This is a genomic window from Brevundimonas sp. UBA7506 (assembly GCF_002479495.1).
In the GTDB taxonomy this organism is placed as follows: Bacteria; Pseudomonadota; Alphaproteobacteria; order Caulobacterales; family Caulobacteraceae; genus Brevundimonas.
Window position 1 is genome coordinate 695,927 of record NZ_DLNQ01000005.1, and the last position, 16,601, is coordinate 712,527.

Genomic DNA, 16,601 nt, shown 5'->3' on the forward strand with positions numbered 1-16,601 from the left:
CTTGTCATCTGTTCGGATGGAGCGCCTCCTCGAAGCGAAACCATGGCCGCAGACACAGAACCGACCTCTGAACCCGATGTCGTCGTCATCGGCGCCGGGCCCGCGGGCCTGACCGCAGCCCTCTATCTGGCGCGATACCGCCGGAGTGTTCTCGTGCTGCACGACGGCAAGAGCCGGGCCCTGCGCATTCCCCTCACGCACAATACTCCGGGATTTCCTGAGGGCGTTCGGGGACCGGATCTGATCGCACGCATGACCCGCCACGCCGTTCAATACGGCGCGACCATCCAGGAGGCCGCGGTGGCGGCTGTCGAGGCCGTAGCCGGCGGATTCAGCCTTCATCTCGCAGACGGTTCCACGCGCTCAAGCCGCGCCGTCATCCTGGCGACGGGCGTGGATCTCAATCAGGTCGATCTGCCCGAAGCCGTCCACGAGGCAGCGATCCGGGCGGGGGTGCTGCGCTACTGCCCGGTCTGCGACGGATATGAACATATCGGCAAACGGATAGGGGTGATCGGCTGCGACACCAATGGCGCCGCTGAAGCCCTCTTCCTGCGGGGGTATTCCCAGAACGTCACTCTCATGCCGCTTAACCGTCCCGAACTCTCCCCCGCCGAGGCCCGGGCCCTGGCCGATGCGGGGATAGGGCTGGAAACCGGCGCCCTTCTCGCTCTCGAGCCCGGCGCCGATGACATCACCGTCCGTCTCGACACCGGCGCGCCGTTGACGTTCGACGTCATCTACCCGGCTCTGGGGTGCAGACCGCGTTCACTACTGGCCGAACAACTCGGCCTTGATCTTACGGAGGCAGGCTGCGTGACGCCCGACTCCGTCTTCGACAGCCGCGTCGCGGGCGTCTTCGCCGCAGGAGATCTTGTGGAAGGCCTGGATCAGATCAGCGTGGCCATGGGCCACGGCGCCGTGGCGGCCACCAGGGCGCACAACTGGCTGCGCGAGCAGGAGCAAGCCACGCTCGAGAGCAAAGCCGGTCCTAGTCGTCGCCGCATGCGCACCCGAACCTCAAGGAACAGCAGATGACGCCTGACGTTGCGGCCGTATGAGTGAACTCGTCGCCAATATCGTCGGCTCTGCCGCCGCCGTCTGCTCCATCACCAGCTTCGCGCCCCAAGGCTTCAAGATCTGGAAGGAGAAGGACGCCTCGGCCGTCAGCCTCAAGACCTATGGGCTGACCGTCACCTGCTTCGTCCTCTGGGTGGTCTACGGCGTCATGACCGAGGCCTGGCCCGTGACGATCGCGAACGCCTGCGCCCTGGCCATGGCGTCGGGGGTGCTGTTGATGAAATGGCGCTTCAGGGACACCGGTCCCCGCGCAGCGCGATCCTAGCGCTCACAGTCGCACCGGAGTCGGCCGGCCTCGAGGGGACGCGACCAATACCTGGGGCGCACTGGGACGGCGGCCGCTTTCACGTCCCGTTCTGATGAGACGCCTATGCGACTTAAGGTCTCCGGCGAGCCTCGACCGACGAATAATTTCGAAGCCGTCTCGGGGCGCGAGGCCCTGACGAGAACCCCGTAGCGCGGACGCCGACAACAACGTCAAGCTGTGGCGCCTGAGCCCGCCAGACCGGAATTCCACCGGCAAAGCCGCGCATGCAGGGCAGTAGAGAATCCGGCAGATCGACTGAAACCTGCGCGCGCGATCCCGGCTCGGTCCAGGACGGCATGACCGGAACTCGCATCCACAAGGCCGATTTGCCCCCTGTCCCCTTTCGACAGGAGCCGTCATGCAGACGCCGGAAGAAAACGCCCCTTCTCCAACCGCAAAACCGCCGACGCCCGCAGCCGCGGCTGCATCCTCCCCGACGTCGGGAAAGTCCGTTGCAGGCGCCAAGGCCCCTCCCGGCGAAACCAGGGTGGAAGCCGGGTCGTCGGCCGCCGCGAACCAGGGGAAACCCGGTCAAACGCCCAAGACCGGCAAGACCCCGGAGCTCCCATCCGATCCGGAGGCCGACGCCGTCGACCTGCTCAAGGCTGATCATCGCCGGGTAGAGGCCCTGTTCGCGGAGTTCGAGTCCGCCCCCGACCGGCGCAAGGCCGCGATCATCCGCGAGGCCTGCACGGAACTGACGCTTCACACCCTGCTCGAAGAAGAGATCTTCTACCCCGCCTGCCGCGCAGCGGACGGCCAGGAGACCGAGGACGCTCTGGACGAAGCCCAGGTCGAGCACGATTGCGCCAAGCTCCTCATCATCGAACTGCTGGCGAGCAGCCAGGAAGATCCGCTCCAGGCCGCTCGGTTCAAGGTCCTCGCCGAGCAGATCAAACGCCATGTCGCTGAGGAGGAGGCGCCCCGGACAGGCGTCTTCGCCAAGGCGAAGTCAGCCGGCGTCGACACAGCCGCGCTGGGCCGCCGACTTCTGGAACGGAAGCGTCGGCTGTTGAAGGAGGCCGACCGGCTGCGCCCGTCGCACCTCGTGTCTTTTCATCAACTTCAAGGCGAAAATCGCCCAACCCAGGAGTATGGCATGCCCAGAAATCAAGGTCCGGAACGAGACGAACGCGGCCGTTTCGTCAGCGATGACGATGATGATCGCCGCGGCGGATCCTATTCGCGGTCTCGCGACGACGACCGCGGGGACGACAATGATCGAGGCCGTGGTCGCGGCGGCTGGTTCGGAGACTCCGAGGGCCACTCCATGGCCGCGCGCAGCCGTGGCGAGGGTCGCAGCTTCCGGGACGACGACGACGATGGCGACGGTCGGGGCTGGTACGGGGATTCCCGCGGTCATGCCCAGGCCGCTCGGCGCGGCTGGGACGAACGCCGGTCCATGCGCGGCGATGACGACCGCGACCGGGACGATCGGGGCCGTTTCATGAGCGACGACGATCGTTCGGGTCGCGGCGGCGGCGAACGCGGGCGCAGTTCCTCCTACGATCGGGAACGGGACGACCAGGGCCGCTTCATGAGCGACGACGACCGCTCCGGTCGCGGCGGCGGCGGACGCGGGCGCAGTTCCTCCTCCGACCGGGACCGTGACGACCAGGGCCGCTTCATGAGCGACGACGATCGGTCAGGTCGCGGCGGCGGCGGACGCGGCCGCAACGCCTCCTCCGACCGGGACCGTGACGACCAGGGCCGCTTTATGAGCGACGACGATCGGTCAGGTCGCGGCGGCGGCGGACGTGGCCGCAACGCCTCCTTCGATCGGGACCGTGACGACCAGGGCCGCTTCATGAGCGACGACGACCGCTCCGGCGGCGGCGGGCGCGGGCGCAGTTCGTCTTCGGACCGCGACCGCGATGAGCGGTCCTACCGCCGACGCGACGACGATGATGGCGACGGCCGCGGCTGGTACGGAGACTCTCGCGGCCATGCCGAAGCGGCGCGTCGCGGCTGGGAAAGCAGAGGTCGTTCAGATCGCGACGACGATGATCGCTCGGGACGTTCGGATCGCGGGCATGGCGGCTGGTTCGGCGATTCCCGCGGCCATTCCGAGGCTTCCCGTCGAGGCTGGGAAAACCGCCGCTGACAAGCCGGGATGCGTCCGGCCTTCGGTCCGGACGCATCGCCGCTTCACCGCCGTCACCCCCAGGGGAGAACCATCATGGCCGACAAGACCTTCCTCATCGACTACGAATGGCTGGGCAAAACCCTCTCCTGCCGATTGACTGCAGGCGAATGGGATCAGGCCGAAGAGAGGCTGGACGCCCTGAGAAGCACGGGCAGGATTGTGGGCGAACTTCTGATGGAGGGCGATGCGGCGCCCATGATGACGAACCGGATCGGATCCTGCTGAAAACACGCCGCCGCTCCTCCTCGACATCCGGCCGTGTCGTCGGGATCACGCCAGGTCAGGTCCTCGGACAATCTTGCGCCCCCGCCGTCTTACAGAGCAGCTTCCGGGAAGACCGAGGGAACGCCGGAGTTTGAGAAGACGGGCGACTTCGAAAAGCCGGCCGCCGCAGGCGCGCCGTCGTCACGTCCGTGAAGCCGCCGCTCCTCGACCGGGATTGCTGGAATCCTCGGCGGAGGCGCTGCCGGAGCGCGCGCCAGGTTTACCGGCGGCCAGACACCGACGGCGAAGCTGCGTCCAGGTCGCACGACCTTCGAGGGTGAAGACATCCGACTGGGTATAGCCTTCGGAGATCATGGCCCTTCGTATTGCGCTGGGGATTGCGAAGCGAACCGAATCCGCCAGTTCGAAGGCCCTCTCGATAGCCGATTTCCTCAACACCCCCGCCCTCCCGCGTTCGCCCGCAAAATGCGGCCCGGGACGCGCCGAAGAGGGGCTGACACGTCGCCGAGCCGCATTACAATTCACCTCCCGAAGTGATTGCCGACTGTAAATGTCCTCTTCCGCTGACGGTTCTTGGTGTCCGGTACCGGACACTTCGACGCGCCTTGTCCTCTCCTTGCCTGCTTAAGCCCGAGCTTGGCCGGGCGCCTTTGATCCCTCCCCGCTCCGGCGTGCAGTCGGGCCGCAATGAGGAGGCGCCGTCGCGCTCCGGCGGGATCCTTCTGGGCTTCGAACCGGACGGTCTGATTTTCACCCTGAGCCTGCCTCTGACGAACAGATCTGCGTTCGGGCGATTTGCCGCTCACCGCTTTCCGACGCCAGGCGTTTTATATCATAGGTTAGTGCGGCCGCTTCTCCCGCAGATCATGGTGACTCACTGTCGAGAAGAGCCCGCAGGCCTCGACAGCCGTGGGCGCACGTTCCCGCTGCATGGCGGAGTGATCGTTTGCCTCATCAGAACCGCGCCGGGCTTCAGGTTTTTCTGAACCGTCTCAACCTTCGCTCCCAGCTCACGCCCGTCGAACAGCAGGCCGTACTGGACCTGCCCGCCTTTCCATCCGAGCTGGAGGCGAACATCGACCATGTCGCCCTCGGCGAGATGACGGAATTCGCCAGCCTGGTCGTCACGGGGGCGCTGGGACGTTTCGGCCAGAACGCCCGCGGAGACCGGCAGATCACCGCGCTTCACGTTCCCGGCGACATGGCCAATCTGCAGTCCGTCGTGGAGCCCCGCGCGACCTCCGCCCTGCAGGCCCTTTGCCGGACGAAGGTCCTCAAAATCCCTCACCAGGCCCTGCGATCGGCGGCGGCCCGGCACCCCGCCCTGGCCGAAGCCTTCTGGCGGGACTGCATGGTCGACGCCGCCGTCCTGTCGCAGTGGATCGTGAACATAGGTCGGCGGGACGCCGTGGGGCGTATCGCCCATCTCATCTGCGAAATCGCGACGCGCCAGGGCGTCCGCGAAAACGGGGCGGACTCTTTCGAGTTTCCCCTGACCCAGAACCAGATCGCCGACGCGACGGGGATGACCTCCGTCCACGTCAACCGGACTCTGAAGGCCCTCCGATCCGTGGCGACACTGGCGAGCCGGTCCGCTCAGGTCCTGGACTGGGAACAGCTGGTCGGTCTGGCCGATTTCGAGCCGGCCTATCTGCAGCGGGGCGTCGCTCCAGGCCACAGACTGAGGATCGCCCAGACCGACTGATCCGCCGCGCTTCCTAGATCGGCGCGGCGTCCGGACGAAGATAGTTCGGATCGAAGCCCGCCAGGGCGACGAGCCCGGCACGGTCATGGATTTCGACCCATCCGGCCCGCCAGCACGCCAGGCCGCGAGAGCGCAACTCGGCGAGCGTCCGGTTCACGTGCACCGATGAAAGCCCGAGGCAGTCCGCGAAATCTTCCTGGGTCATGGTCAGGCTGAATCCGTCATCGTTCCCCAGCCCCGCCATAGCGATCCGGGCGTCGAGCTCGCACAGGAGATGAGCCATCCGCCCGAGCGCATCCTGGCGGCCTAGTCGGTGAAACCACTCGCGCTGGATCGCCCCGTCGACGGCCAGCTCCAGCATGAACAGCCGACCGAGGTGCGGATGGGTCTCGATCATATCCGCCAAAGGGCGGTGAGGCAGGGCCGCGGTGATGCAGTCGGTCACCGCCAGGACGCCATGGTCCACCTGTTTCATGACCAGGCCGTGCAGGTCGAGAAAATCTCTAGCAACGCTGAGCTGGGTGATGGAGCGCGCGCCGCTCCTGAAAACCTTGATGCGGGCGGCGAGCCCGGAAACGAGCAGGCGGCAGTCCGAAAGCCGGGCGCCTGGACGAAGGATCATTTCGCCCGCGCGATGCAGGACGGGGGCGTCGAGCGCCTGTTCAAGCGCGACCCGCTCGGCGGGACTGATCCTGTCCCGCCGCTCGAATCTGGCGATCAGCCCCTGTGTCGGCGTCTGACCCGAAATCATCCGATTTTCACGCTCCCGCGTATAGATGTCCGTCATGGCGCTTTACAGATATATCGTCACCCAACCGGACAAGGAACTGGTGCTCGAGAACGAGGCCGCCTCGGACGATGTCGCCTACCGCGAAGGGGTTCGCTTCGCCGCCGAGTTGCTGGCTGAACAGTCTACGGCTCTCCCGGCGCCTTTCGGCTTCGACCTTATCGTCCAGAATGCCGACGGCCGCGAGATCTGGCGCGTGACCGTCACGGCCCCCGCCAAGCCCGACACCCATTCCTGAGGCGTCCCCGCCGATGGCGGAACAGCTGTGCGCCAGTCGCCTTTAAAGACCATGGTCTTCCTGGTCCTCCGTCCCAAGGTCCCCTCAGATGATCGGCGCCGGCACCCTTCTCGACGCGGAACGCTTCCGCGGTGAGGATCGCCACCTTCAACGTCAACGGGATCAACGGTCGGGCGCCGGTGCTGCTCCGCTGGCTGGAGGCGACCCGCCCGGACGTCGTCTGCTTGCAGGAGCTCAAGGCCCAGCAGGCGAACTTCCCCGCCCAGGCCCTCGGCGACCTCGGCTATGAGGCGATATGGCTGGGTCAGAAAAGCTGGAACGGGGTCGCCGTTCTGGCGAAGGGAATGGCCATCCACGAAACCCGACGCGGCCTTCCCGACGACCCTGACCCGAGCCAGAGCCGTTACATCGAAGCTGCGATAAACGGCGTTCTCGTGGGCTGCCTCTATCTGCCCAATGGAAATCCGGCGCCCGGCCCCCGCTTTGATTACAAGCTCGCTTGGGCGGAGGCCTTCATCGCCCATGCCGCCCGGCTGATCGAGACCGGAGCGCCGGTGGTGCTGGCGGGCGACTACAACATCATCCCGACCCCCGCGGACGTCTACAAGCCGGAGCGCTGGACGGACGACGCCCTGTTTCGTCCCGAGGCGCGGCGCGTCTTCAGCCGCCTGCTCGACCAGGGCTGGACCGACGCCCTGCGCCTGCACCACCCGCAGGCGACCATCTATACCTTCTGGGACTATTTCAGGAACGCCTACGCCCGCAACGCGGGACTGCGCATCGACCATCTTCTGGTCAGCCCCTCCCTCGTCGATCGCCTCCGCGCCTCCAACGTCGATCGCGAGGTCCGAGGTTGGGAAAAATCGAGCGATCACGCTCCGACCTGGATCGAACTCGCCGACTGACGGTATCCACGACCGTCAGACGACCAAGCTCTTCTCGATCTGGCGAAACAGCGTCATGGCCTGGGCGTCGTCCAGGGCGTCGATATCGATCCCGGCGGTGAGATCGACCAGGAGATCGATCACAGTCCCGCAGGCCGCGCCGTCGGCCGGCGCCTCGATCTGCACCCAGGCCGCTATGGCGGCGAGGGTGTGCAGAGCTTCCTGATCAGTCATGGGACTGTCCTGGAGCGCGGCGGCGGCGGCGATCTCGCGCATTTCCCACAGCGCTCTTCGACAGGCGTCCGGATCCTCGCGTCTCTGGTCATCCGTGAGGGCCGGCGCCCCGGCGGAGCTCAGCACCAGCTGGAACAGGATCTCGCCCCGAGGGGATGAGACCGTCATCCGCGCCTCGCGCGAACTCCAGAAGGCGGCGCCGTCGTCCCGAAGAAGCTCGCCCAGGGTGCGCACCGCCTCCACCCGGGCCTCGTCCACCGATGCGAGGCTCGATCGCCACCTGAACGTCCTGCCGTCAGGCCCTGCGTCAGACTCGAAGAGGAAGCTCTGCATCTCGGCGTCAGCGTGACGCCGTCGCGGCGGCGCCCGATGCGCCGCGCGACGCCCCGTTCGTCCGGGAAGGCGCGGAGTCGCCGGCGACCGTCACAGGCGCCTCCGTCGTCAGCCGCCTGCCGACCTCATCCTGGAAGGCTGCGGCGTCTTCGACCTGGGAGCCGTTATCCACGGGAGCGGAGGCGAAAGGCCCCGCCCAGAAGGCCCAGACCACGGCGAAGCCGACAGCCGTCAGCACCAGGCCTCCCAGGAGAACCGCCATGATCCGCGACCCTTTTCGGCCCTGGCGCACGTACTGGGCCTCGACCGGCCGTTTGTTCCGCACGGCCCTGGCCGAGGCTTCATGGGGATTCGGGAGCATGTTGGTCCTTTTCATATGGGCAAGGGGGCGCGGACCGCTCGACCGATAGTCGAAACTTCGTTCAGGTCCGCCTGTTCAAAGGCTCAAGAGACCGAGCACGGCCATGACCACGCCGATGGCGGCCGCACATCCGTACCAGAAGGTCGGGGTGAGACGCGGGCCTCCCGGCTGGAACACAGGCTCCGTGGGCAAGGGGGTCTCAGGACCCTCTTCGGAAGGGGCGAACGAGCGGGCGCCTCCGGCCTCTTCGTCGGCGCCCGCCGGCGCCGTGCCGGGATCGAAGATCGGCCTGGCGCCCTGGCCGCGTCGACGCCATTGGGCGTCCTTTTCCTGAAGGGGATGGGGCATGGGATCTGAAACCATGGCCCGGCCCGAGGTTCCTAGGCGGCGGACTTGGGTCGGGAAGACGACACGGGGGCGGCCCCCTCCTCGCCGACATGATGTTCAATACGGCCGCTCTCGATCTCCGTTCGGGAAAACACCTCCTCCTGACCGTCCATCAGGAGTTCTTCCGCCTGGTCGTCGGCCAGACTATCGACCGCCTCGGCCGGGCCCTGATGACCGGCCTTTGGAGCGTGCGGGCCGCGCTGATCGCCGTGCCGGGTGTCGTCGGTTTCATGGTTCGTGATCATGGGTCTGCGTCTCCATCCAGTTCGGTCCCACGACATCAATCCCTGACCTCGCCCGGGAGTTCGATATGTGCGGATCGGACCATGAGCCGGCCGGCCGGCCGGCCGGCCGGCTCGGCGTTTCGCGAACGCCTGCGTCTGTGACCGATACCGGTCTTGCCGGAACAAGGGCGGGGCCCGGCCCGATTAATCGACGTCACACGGAGTACAGACCATGAAAGCCGTCAATCTCATCACCCTTCTCCTGATCATCATCGGAGCCGTGAACTGGGGCCTCGTCGGCGCCTTCGATTTCAACCTCGTATCCGCCCTCTTCGGCGACGGTTCGGCGATCACCCGCGGCGTCTACGTCCTCGTCGGGCTTTCGGGTCTCTGGCAGGTCGCCCCCTTCGCCCGAGCCCTGCGGATCGATGAACCCCGCGCTGAAGCCGGCCGTCGCTTCGCTCGCTGAACCGCTCGCCCAGGAGAAACCATGATCTACTTCTGTTTCATCGAGGGCGACGACCGGCATGACGTCGAAATGAAGGTCTTGGAGGCCGTCGAGGACGACCAGGCGATGCAGGAGGCTGGAGCCCTCCGCTTCGGCGGCCGCACCGGCTACGTCTTCGACGGCGATCGCTCGGTCGGATCGGTAGAGACGTCCCGCGAGCCGGAGGCCGAACACCCCTTCTTCGGCGGCATCGATCGCGAAGCTTTCGGCAAGGCCCTCTTGCCGGCGGCAGGCGCCGAACCTTCCTGGTGATCAGCGTCTGCGCACAAACCTCACCCGTTCCTTGCCGGGGATGAGACAGGCGTCGAATCCGGCTGCTCGCCAGGCGTCCTTCTGAACATCACGGGGCGTCGGTTCGGCCTCGTCGGCCCACCACTGCGGAAGGCTCGCGCCCTTGGGAAGCATGGCGCGCAGCCTGAGCTCGATCTCGGCGAAGCTCAACTCGAGAGCGTCGACCTTCTGTCTTTTCAGGTAGTCGCGAAGCGGATCATATTTCCCCATGGCGCCAGTGACCTTGAAACCGGCGCGGACGCAAGCCGGCGCCGCCCGGCCGTCAGGAAGCCGAGCGCGCCCCGCCGCGCATAACCGCTAGGCTGTGGCCGTTCCAGCCTGCCGCGGCCGCATCAGAAGCCGAAGTCGATCTGATCAGGATGGACGGCGGACCTCGGCGTCCTTCGCGAGGGTCGCGAAGTCGCCCTGGGCTTCATCGCCTCACACTCCGAAGCCAGGCTCTCCTCACAGGGTTTTCGGCTGCGTCGGTCCATTCCCTTGAGACGGGGGCTGGAAGGACTGCGCCAACGCCGTCTGTCGCGGTTCTTCCGCCACGCCTCCAGCTCGCTCTCCCACCAGCCGACCCGGCCGGGCGAAAGGGCGACAGAGGCTGGAAAACCGCCTGTCTGCTGCAGACGCCAGGCCGTGGTCCGGCTGACGCCGACCAGGGCCCGAACCTCGGACCAGACCAGCAAACGCCCCTCGGGCGCAGGGCCCTCCTCGCACGAAATCCCTTCCTCAGCCATGGCGACGCGCCCGGGCGGCCGCCGGCGCCGACGTGCGGACTTCGGAAATCTGGTCCAGGGCCCAGGTCCGCAACAGTCCGCGGGGGTAAAAGGGACGCGATCTGACGTGAAGACATGGCGGTCCGTTCCCGCCCATGGACCAGAGGCGTGCCAAAGTGGCCGGTTTCAGGCGCACGCCCAGGGCGGCGAGGAAGGCGGAGGCCTCCTTGCGCGTCAGAAGATCCTCCGCCCCGTCGTCCGGCGCCGCTCGACCTGGCTCCGCAATCATGGGCTTCTCTCCCGGCTTCGGCAGTCCCGGGCGGACCGGACATCCCGACCTGCGGCCAGGGCCAGATAGCAGGACAGGACCAGGTCTACGTAGGCCTCGGTTTCCGGGATTTCCGGAACCCGCCCCAGACGCTCCACCCGCGCGGGCCCCGCATTGAAGACGGGGGCGTGGTCGACAGTACCGTCCGCCCGCAGCTCTTCCCGGATCAGGATGTTGCGCTTGTTGAGGTAGAGGGCGCGAAACTGTTCGCGCGGCGCATGGGCCAAAGCGATGCGCAGGTAGGTCAGGAGCGCGCTCCAGGACGAGAGGACGGGTCGTCTGCAGGCCTCGGCCCGGCCCATGGCCAGGGCCAGGGCCCTGATGTTGCCGAAACTGGCCACAGCCCCGGGCGGCAGACCCGCTCGCGCCAGGGCGGCTGCGTCCGCGGCCGCCGCCCCCGCCAGGCCCCCAAAGGCGGTGATCAGGGCGGCGGCGGCGTCCCGCCCCGCACCCGGCAGGTCCCGCTCCAGGAGGGCCGACAACAGGTCCAGATCCGCCGCCTCCTCATAGGGCGTAGCCGGAATGGTGCAGTCCAAAGCAACGAGCGAAGTCATGGCGTATTCCTCCCTGCGCTCCCGAGCGGAGCGCCCCAGAACGCCCTTTCCTTCCCTCCGGTCCCAAGACGCCTGGCCTGGCCCAGGGCTGGATCAGACCCGGCGCACGCCCCGTTCACCTGTTCGCCCTGGGCTGGGCGCAAGCGTCGCAAGCAGACGTCAGCCGCCGGAGAGGATCATGGCGGACTTGCGATCCTTCGGATGCAGGGCGCCCTCAGCGTCGATCAGGCCGATGTTGGGGAGATCGACCGGACCACCTTGCTTGAATGCGCCCCGCCACTCCCGCCCCAGAGGCGCGTTCGCAGAAAACGCGTTAGCCATGCAGGCGTGGACCTGCGCCTGACCCAGGCGACGCCGCCCCGCGGCCGAGCCGCCCGGTTCCCCCTGAAGTCGATAGAAGGCGCGTCCGCGGGACAGGGTATCGGGCGAAAGACGGACGAGCGCATCCGAGACCAGGTCGTCGTAGCAGACGATATCCGGGAGCCAGGCCACTGAGACCGAAGCCCGACACAAGCTGGGTCTCGCATGTGGAAAGGAACCATTCCTGTCGGGAGGTCGTCTGTATGGGAGGCGGGCAGGAGCACGACCATGACATCCGAGCAATCCCGAAGACGGGCGCGCAACGCCGCGACGCCCGACGGCAAGCCGGAGGCCGACGAATCCGACGAGGCCGTGGAGCGCGTTGGCCGCGAGTCCCGCCGGCGCGCCGGTCCGGACGGCCCGGATGCGACGGAAGTCGGCGACATCTTCAAGAGGCCGCCCGATCGACGGCGGTCGAGAGAGACCGGCAACAAGACGTCGGAGGAGCGTCCGCCGAATGGCTGACCGTACAGCGCCGCCGCTCAATCCAGAGCCCGTCTTCGGGCCGAGAGACGGCGACCTGCCGCCCTATCTAGGCAACGGCTTGATCGGCCTGAGGGTCCGCGAGGTCCCCCTCTTCGCCGGCATGGTCCTCGTCAGCGGGCTGGCCGGCGCCCACCCCGAGCGCGGGATAGAGGCCGCCGCCGCCGCGCCCTATCCTCTGTCCGGTGACCTGGCGATCGACGGGGTCTGGATGAGCGAGCAGCCCTGGGCCGTGAGCGATCTCCGTCAATCCTACGACTTCGCGAACGCCGAACTCCATTCCGCCTTTACCTATCAGGTCGGGGCGCGGCGCCTTTCGGTCGAGGTCGTCGCCTTCGCCAGCCGCACCGCCCCCTCGATCGTCGCCCAGGAGGTCCGGGCCACGGCTGACGGCCCCTGCGACCTGAAGTTCCGGGCTGTAGTGTCGATCGCCGGACTGACCGGACGGGTCGCAAGACGGCGCACGGATACGCCCGGCGAACCCGAGCCCGCCTGTGACGGCAGCCTCCTGTGGGAAACGGCCGAAGCCCTCGGACAGTGCGGTCTGGCCCTGACCACCGAAGCCCCCGCGGCCGCCCGTCGTCAGGTCCTGACCTGGTGCGACGCCGGCCCTCTCTGCACGGAGCATGAGATCGGGCTGGCTTCAGGAAAACCCGCGCGTTTTCGGCAACTGGCGGCCCTGATCCCCTCCGTCCTCCACGCCCGGCCTGACGAGGAGGCCGTCAGGCGCGTGGCGCGAGCGTCCCGGGACGGGTTCGACGTGCTGAGACGATGCAACCGCGCAGCCTGGGCGGAGATATGGGAGGGTCGAATCGTCATTGTCGGCGCAAGCGCGCGGCATCAGGCGCTGATCGACGCCGCCTTCTACTACCTGAACGCTTCCGCCCACCCCGCTTCTCCGGCCTCCACCTCGATCTTCGGCCTGGCGACATGGCGGGACTATCACTACTACTACGGCCATGTGATGTGGGATGTGGACGCCTTCTGCCTTCCGCCCCTGGTCCTCATGCAGCCCGACGCGGCGCGCGCCATGCTGGCCTTCCGGAGTCGAGGACGGCCTGCGGCGGCGGCCAATGCGCGCCTCTCCGACCGTCAGGGGCTGCAATATCCCTGGGAAGCCGCGCCCGGCACCGGCCAGGAGGCGGCGCCCGGCGCCGGCGACGCCGCCCATCACGAGGACCATGTCTCCCTGCATGTGGCCCGCGCCTTCTCCCTCTTCGCCGACGCCACGGGCGACCAGAGATTTCTGGAAGAGGAGGCCTGGCCGGTCCTCAGCGGGGTGGCCGACTGGTTCGTGAGCCGCGTGAGCCGGACAGGTCGGGGATTCGAGCTTCTGAGGTCCATGGGCCCTGCGGAGGTCCCCACGCCCCCGGACAACGACGCCTTCAGTCTTATGGCCGGCGCCGACGTGCTTCAGCGCGCCCTGCGCGTCTCGGAACGCCTGCGGCGGCCCGCGCCCGACGCCTGGAAGACGGTGCTCGCCGACCTCTACCTGCCGATGCGCTCCGACGGAGTCATCGCCGCCCATGACGACTATGACCGCCGCGAGGAAAAGGGCGCCACGCCCTCCCCCCTGGCCGGGCTGTTTCCCTATGACTTCCCGGCCTCGCCCTCCGTGGGCCGCAAGACCCTGGCCTTCTACCTCAAGCTCTGGCCCGACTATGTCGGATCGCCCATGTTGCCCGCCCTCTACTGCGTCTGGGCGGCGATGGCCGGCGACCGGGACCTGGCGCTCAAGCTGTTTGAGGAAGGCTTCGCCGCCTACGACCGACCCCGGTTTCACCAGTGCCTTGAATACCGGCTGGATCACGCCAACGGGCCCGCAGCCGGGCCCTTCTTCGCCAATCTCGGCGGCATGCTTCTCGGTCTCTGCTACGGTTTGACAGGACTGGTGGTGGACGACGGCGAGCCGGATACCTGGGCCCGCCGCCCGATCACCCTCCCGGCCGGCTGGGAGGCTGTCAGGATCGACCGCCTCCGGGTGAGAGGCCGTTCGGCGCGCCTTGTCGCGCGGCAGGGCGCCGAGCGCGCCGAGCTTTCATTTTCCTGATGCCAGGACGTCACCGGCGGGCCGCGCATTTCAAAGCGCTTTCAGTCCACGGCCCTGCATTCCTGCGTCCCGCCCGCATCGAAGGCGGAAGGCCAGGGGCGAAAACACTTCTCCAGTTCCCCCATCCTGAATGATCACGCCCGTCAGCCCCTGGGCCTCGAACAACGCCGCCAGGCGCAGGGCCGCGCGGTCGTCGGACACGCAGGTGGCGAGGTCTTTCTCGCCGGTTTCATAGGTGACCAGATAGGACATGGATCGCTCCCGGCTCCCCTCCTTCGTCAAGCGCTCTCGCCGGCCGCCGTCTCCCTGTGTCGGATGCCCGACACAGGACAGTCCCGACATTGGCGGCGCCCCCGACCGGGAACCGGGGGACTTTCCAACGGCGGATGGCGGACGCCGCGCGCCTTGCGACGACGACGTCCGCCCGCCGAAGGATGGAGCGCATCACAGCTCCGTAGCGGCAATGATCAAGGGCCATGCTCTGTTCCGCTTCACACAGACGCCGAACGTTTTGTTGACGAAGACCGTCCCACCATCCTCGAGGTCAGGAGAGACCGGCATGACCCCTATGGAGCGACGGTGGATTGGAGAGGCCCTGAGGCGGCGCGCGGAGCAGTGGCGCACGCGGATCGGGTTCGGCCTGCTGATCGCCCTGGTCTTCTGGCCCATGACGGGTTCCCTTTTCGCCCTGGCCTGGACCGGGACCTATCTTCTCGTCCAGGCCGGCGAGCGCTTCCTGACCGCCCTGTGGAGCGCCTCCCCCCGGCTCCGGCGACGTCTGACGTTTCCGGGTCTGGCTCTGGTCCTGGCGGGCAACCTGGTCTTCGCCAGCTTCGCCCTGCGCCAGGCCATGACGCTGGACACGCTCGGCCTTGTCTGCGCCGCGGTCCTGGCTTCGGGAGCCCTCATCAATGGGGCCATGACGACCGGCGGCTCGCGCGCTGTCGCCCTGGCGGCCCTGGCTCCCCATATCGGACTGCTCCTGAGCCTGCCGCTCTTCCTCTACCTCAGCTATGACTCGCCGCTTGCGGCGGTGCAGCTCCTGGTGGCCGGCATTCTGCTGGCGGCCGCGACCGTGGCCGCCGTCAGGGGATTGTCCAGGACCATGGCGCGCCAGCGCGCCGCCGAGGCGGCGGCGGTCGCCGCGCGCCGTCAGGCGGAAGCGGCCAGCCGGGCCAAGAGCGCCTTCATCGCCAATATGAGCCATGAAATCAGGACGCCGCTCAACGGCGTCCTGGGTCTGGCGCGAGCGCTCGCGGGCGCCGACCTGCCGCCGCGCGAGCGCGAGCAGAGTCTGCTGCTGCTGGAATCCGGCGAAGCGCTCAGGGTCCTGCTCAACGACATGCTTGACCTGTCCAAGATCGAGGCCGGTCACTTCGTTCTGGATTCCCGCCCCTTCGCCCTGCGCGACCTGCTCGACCGTCTGGTCCGCCTCTTCGAACCCGCGGCGGCGGCCAAGGGTCTGGAGCTGCGTCTGGCCGCTTCGCCGGACCTTGCGGAGGTCTATGTCGGCGATGAAACGCGGGTGCGCCAGATCATGGCCAATCTCATCTCGAACGCCGTCAAATTCACTGACCATGGCCGGATACTGGTCGAGGCTCGCCCCGCCCCGCAGGGCTTGCGGCTGGCGGTGTCCGACACCGGGCCCGGGGTGGCCGCCGACCAGATGGCGCTGCTTTTCCAGAAGTTCGTGCAGCTCGACGAGTCCCCGACGCGCCGTCACGGCGGCGCCGGTCTGGGCCTTTCTCTCTGCGCCGATCTGGTCGCGCTGATGAAGGGCGACATTCGCGCCGAACGTCTTCCGGAAGCGGGCATGAGGTTTGAAGTCGTCCTCCCGCTGCCCGAACAACGCAACCCGCCGCGGCCTCGGCAAGAGGCGGAACCCGCCCGGCCTGCGGCCGCCATCTGCGAAACCCCGCCGGGCGACCGGCCCGTTTCGCTGCAAATCCTGGCGGCGGAGGATCACCCGATCAATCGCAAGGTCCTCGAGCTTCTTCTCGAACCAGTCGATGTGGAATGCCATTTTGTCGAAAACGGCCTGGAGGCCCTCGAGGCCTGGCGGCAGCGCCACTGGGACGTGATCCTCATGGACGTACAGATGCCCGTCATGGACGGCATCGCCGCCACGCGCGCGATCCGCGCCGAAGAGACCTTCCTTGGACGACGGCGCACGCCGATCCTCGCCCTGACGGCCAACGCCCTGCAGCATCAGCGGGAAGAATATGCTGCGGCGGGGATGGATGACTTCGTCGGCAAGCCGGTGCAACCCGAAACCCTCTACGCGGCCATCGAGCGGGCGGTCCAGGCTTCCGGCGACTCAGCCGCGGAACGGTCGACTTTCCACGCCTGAGCGCCGACCATCAGAGCGGGCCTTCAGTGGGCCGGCGGCGCCATGAAGCCGTCGGAACGGAT

At 67.6% G+C, this 16,601-nt stretch carries 22 protein-coding genes; 12 read left to right on the forward strand and 10 right to left on the reverse strand.

What is annotated here, in order from left to right:
• Positions 1-42: 42 nt before the first annotated feature.
• The 5 genes from B3K53_RS05280 (at position 43) to B3K53_RS05300 (ending at position 5,463) form a co-directional block, all read left to right on the forward strand.
• Complete coding sequence (locus tag B3K53_RS05280; RefSeq protein WP_292083055.1) at positions 43-1,038, forward strand: NAD(P)/FAD-dependent oxidoreductase; 996 nt, start codon at positions 43-45, stop codon at positions 1,036-1,038.
• Between the two features lie 19 nt (positions 1,039-1,057).
• Complete coding sequence (locus tag B3K53_RS05285; protein ID WP_292083056.1) at positions 1,058-1,345, forward strand: SemiSWEET family sugar transporter; 288 nt, start codon at positions 1,058-1,060, stop codon at positions 1,343-1,345.
• 529 nt (positions 1,346-1,874) lie between these two features.
• The gene (locus tag B3K53_RS05290) at positions 1,875-3,491 is read left to right on the forward strand and encodes a hemerythrin domain-containing protein (protein WP_292083057.1); all 1,617 of its coding nucleotides are present in this window, start codon (positions 1,875-1,877) and stop codon (positions 3,489-3,491) included.
• A gap of 75 nt (positions 3,492-3,566) precedes the next feature.
• Complete coding sequence (locus B3K53_RS05295) at positions 3,567-3,758, forward strand: hypothetical protein (RefSeq protein ID WP_292083058.1); 192 nt, start codon at positions 3,567-3,569, stop codon at positions 3,756-3,758.
• 946 nt (positions 3,759-4,704) lie between these two features.
• Complete coding sequence (locus tag B3K53_RS05300; protein ID WP_292083060.1) at positions 4,705-5,463, forward strand: Crp/Fnr family transcriptional regulator; 759 nt, start codon at positions 4,705-4,707, stop codon at positions 5,461-5,463.
• A 13-nt stretch (positions 5,464-5,476) separates the two neighbouring features.
• On the opposite strand, the gene B3K53_RS05305 is transcribed toward B3K53_RS05300, so the two are convergent.
• Entirely contained in the window at positions 5,477-6,250 is a 774-nt protein-coding gene (locus B3K53_RS05305) for a Crp/Fnr family transcriptional regulator (RefSeq protein ID WP_292083062.1), read from the reverse strand.
• Here B3K53_RS05305 and B3K53_RS05310 point away from each other — a divergent pair.
• Together B3K53_RS05310 and xth are read left to right on the forward strand one after the other, a co-directional pair.
• Positions 6,249-6,488, forward strand: coding sequence for a DUF6894 family protein (locus B3K53_RS05310; RefSeq protein ID WP_292083063.1), 240 nt, complete (start codon positions 6,249-6,251; stop codon positions 6,486-6,488). The genes B3K53_RS05305 and B3K53_RS05310 overlap by 2 nt on opposite strands.
• Positions 6,489-6,619: 131 nt before the next feature.
• Complete coding sequence (gene xth / locus B3K53_RS05315; RefSeq protein ID WP_292083064.1) at positions 6,620-7,393, forward strand: exodeoxyribonuclease III; 774 nt, start codon at positions 6,620-6,622, stop codon at positions 7,391-7,393.
• Positions 7,394-7,408: 15 nt separating this feature from the next.
• Here the strand turns inward: xth and B3K53_RS05320 are convergent, their stop codons facing one another.
• The 4 genes from B3K53_RS05320 to B3K53_RS05335 all read right to left on the reverse strand — a co-directional run bounded on the left by B3K53_RS05320 (position 7,409) and on the right by B3K53_RS05335 (position 8,932).
• On the reverse strand, positions 7,409-7,864 hold the full coding sequence (locus B3K53_RS05320) for a DUF6894 family protein (protein WP_292083065.1): 456 nt from the start codon (positions 7,862-7,864) through the stop codon (positions 7,409-7,411).
• A gap of 82 nt (positions 7,865-7,946) precedes the next feature.
• Entirely contained in the window at positions 7,947-8,201 is a 255-nt protein-coding gene (locus B3K53_RS05325; protein ID WP_292083067.1) for a hypothetical protein, read from the reverse strand.
• A 174-nt stretch (positions 8,202-8,375) separates the two neighbouring features.
• A complete protein-coding gene (locus B3K53_RS05330; protein WP_292083068.1) occupies positions 8,376-8,648 on the reverse strand; it encodes a hypothetical protein in 273 nt (90 codons plus the stop codon).
• A gap of 32 nt (positions 8,649-8,680) precedes the next feature.
• Positions 8,681-8,932 (reverse strand): hypothetical protein, encoded by a 252-nt coding sequence (locus B3K53_RS05335; RefSeq protein WP_292083069.1) that lies wholly within the window; start codon positions 8,930-8,932, stop codon positions 8,681-8,683.
• Positions 8,933-9,143: 211 nt separating this feature from the next.
• On the opposite strand from B3K53_RS05335, the gene B3K53_RS05340 reads away from it, so the two are divergent.
• Together B3K53_RS05340 and B3K53_RS05345 are read left to right on the forward strand one after the other, a co-directional pair.
• Entirely contained in the window at positions 9,144-9,380 is a 237-nt protein-coding gene (locus B3K53_RS05340) for a DUF378 domain-containing protein (RefSeq protein ID WP_292083071.1), read from the forward strand.
• Positions 9,381-9,401: 21 nt separating this feature from the next.
• On the forward strand, positions 9,402-9,671 hold the full coding sequence (locus B3K53_RS05345) for a hypothetical protein (protein WP_292083072.1): 270 nt from the start codon (positions 9,402-9,404) through the stop codon (positions 9,669-9,671).
• Here the strand turns inward: B3K53_RS05345 and B3K53_RS05350 are convergent, their stop codons facing one another.
• The 4 genes from B3K53_RS05350 to B3K53_RS05365 all read right to left on the reverse strand — a co-directional run bounded on the left by B3K53_RS05350 (position 9,672) and on the right by B3K53_RS05365 (position 11,788).
• The gene (locus tag B3K53_RS05350) at positions 9,672-9,920 is read right to left on the reverse strand and encodes a DUF7662 domain-containing protein (protein WP_312063129.1); all 249 of its coding nucleotides are present in this window, start codon (positions 9,918-9,920) and stop codon (positions 9,672-9,674) included.
• A 122-nt stretch (positions 9,921-10,042) separates the two neighbouring features.
• Positions 10,043-10,435 carry a helix-turn-helix transcriptional regulator gene (locus B3K53_RS05355; RefSeq protein WP_292083074.1) on the reverse strand — a complete coding sequence of 131 codons (393 nt, stop codon included), beginning with the start codon at positions 10,433-10,435 and terminating at the stop codon, positions 10,043-10,045.
• Positions 10,436-10,699: 264 nt separating this feature from the next.
• Positions 10,700-11,296 carry a JAB domain-containing protein gene (locus B3K53_RS05360; protein WP_292083075.1) on the reverse strand — a complete coding sequence of 199 codons (597 nt, stop codon included), beginning with the start codon at positions 11,294-11,296 and terminating at the stop codon, positions 10,700-10,702.
• Between the two features lie 159 nt (positions 11,297-11,455).
• Positions 11,456-11,788: a hypothetical protein gene (locus tag B3K53_RS05365; RefSeq protein ID WP_292083076.1), complete on the reverse strand. Its 333-nt coding sequence runs from the start codon at positions 11,786-11,788 to the stop codon at positions 11,456-11,458.
• Between the two features lie 96 nt (positions 11,789-11,884).
• Between B3K53_RS05365 and B3K53_RS05370 the strand changes: the two genes are divergently transcribed.
• Both B3K53_RS05370 and B3K53_RS05375 read left to right on the forward strand, forming a co-directional pair.
• A complete protein-coding gene (locus tag B3K53_RS05370; RefSeq protein ID WP_292083077.1) occupies positions 11,885-12,121 on the forward strand; it encodes a hypothetical protein in 237 nt (78 codons plus the stop codon).
• The gene (locus tag B3K53_RS05375; RefSeq protein ID WP_292083078.1) at positions 12,114-14,189 is read left to right on the forward strand and encodes a glycoside hydrolase family 65 protein; all 2,076 of its coding nucleotides are present in this window, start codon (positions 12,114-12,116) and stop codon (positions 14,187-14,189) included. Before B3K53_RS05370 ends, B3K53_RS05375 begins: the two co-directional genes overlap by 8 nt.
• Before the next feature lie 30 nt (positions 14,190-14,219).
• Here the strand turns inward: B3K53_RS05375 and B3K53_RS05380 are convergent, their stop codons facing one another.
• On the reverse strand, positions 14,220-14,441 hold the full coding sequence (locus tag B3K53_RS05380; protein WP_292083079.1) for a hypothetical protein: 222 nt from the start codon (positions 14,439-14,441) through the stop codon (positions 14,220-14,222).
• A gap of 307 nt (positions 14,442-14,748) precedes the next feature.
• Between B3K53_RS05380 and B3K53_RS05385 the strand changes: the two genes are divergently transcribed.
• On the forward strand, positions 14,749-16,539 hold the full coding sequence (locus tag B3K53_RS05385; RefSeq protein ID WP_292083081.1) for a response regulator: 1,791 nt from the start codon (positions 14,749-14,751) through the stop codon (positions 16,537-16,539).
• Positions 16,540-16,601 lie beyond the last annotated feature (62 nt).

Bases quoted from the DNA above. Each gene is read 5' to 3' on its own strand.
- B3K53_RS05280 (WP_292083055.1), top strand. From the start codon at position 43: ATGGCCGCAGACACAGAACCGACCTCTGAACCCGATGTCGTCGTCATC.
- B3K53_RS05285 (WP_292083056.1), top strand. From the start codon at position 1,058: ATGAGTGAACTCGTCGCCAATATCGTCGGCTCTGCCGCCGCCGTCTGC.
- B3K53_RS05295 (WP_292083058.1), top strand. From the start codon at position 3,567: ATGGCCGACAAGACCTTCCTCATCGACTACGAATGGCTGGGCAAAACC.
- B3K53_RS05310 (WP_292083063.1), top strand. From the start codon at position 6,249: ATGGCGCTTTACAGATATATCGTCACCCAACCGGACAAGGAACTGGTG.
- B3K53_RS05305 (WP_292083062.1), bottom strand. From the start codon at position 6,250: ATGACGGACATCTATACGCGGGAGCGTGAAAATCGGATGATTTCGGGT.
- B3K53_RS05325 (WP_292083067.1), bottom strand. From the start codon at position 8,201: ATGGCGGTTCTCCTGGGAGGCCTGGTGCTGACGGCTGTCGGCTTCGCC.
- B3K53_RS05330 (WP_292083068.1), bottom strand. From the start codon at position 8,648: ATGCCCCATCCCCTTCAGGAAAAGGACGCCCAATGGCGTCGACGCGGC.
- B3K53_RS05335 (WP_292083069.1), bottom strand. From the start codon at position 8,932: ATGATCACGAACCATGAAACCGACGACACCCGGCACGGCGATCAGCGC.
- B3K53_RS05340 (WP_292083071.1), top strand. From the start codon at position 9,144: ATGAAAGCCGTCAATCTCATCACCCTTCTCCTGATCATCATCGGAGCC.
- B3K53_RS05345 (WP_292083072.1), top strand. From the start codon at position 9,402: ATGATCTACTTCTGTTTCATCGAGGGCGACGACCGGCATGACGTCGAA.
- B3K53_RS05350 (WP_312063129.1), bottom strand. From the start codon at position 9,920: ATGGGGAAATATGATCCGCTTCGCGACTACCTGAAAAGACAGAAGGTC.
- B3K53_RS05355 (WP_292083074.1), bottom strand. From the start codon at position 10,435: ATGGCTGAGGAAGGGATTTCGTGCGAGGAGGGCCCTGCGCCCGAGGGG.
- B3K53_RS05360 (WP_292083075.1), bottom strand. From the start codon at position 11,296: ATGACTTCGCTCGTTGCTTTGGACTGCACCATTCCGGCTACGCCCTAT.
- B3K53_RS05370 (WP_292083077.1), top strand. From the start codon at position 11,885: ATGACATCCGAGCAATCCCGAAGACGGGCGCGCAACGCCGCGACGCCC.
- B3K53_RS05375 (WP_292083078.1), top strand. From the start codon at position 12,114: ATGGCTGACCGTACAGCGCCGCCGCTCAATCCAGAGCCCGTCTTCGGG.
- B3K53_RS05380 (WP_292083079.1), bottom strand. From the start codon at position 14,441: ATGTCCTATCTGGTCACCTATGAAACCGGCGAGAAAGACCTCGCCACC.
- B3K53_RS05385 (WP_292083081.1), top strand. From the start codon at position 14,749: ATGACCCCTATGGAGCGACGGTGGATTGGAGAGGCCCTGAGGCGGCGC.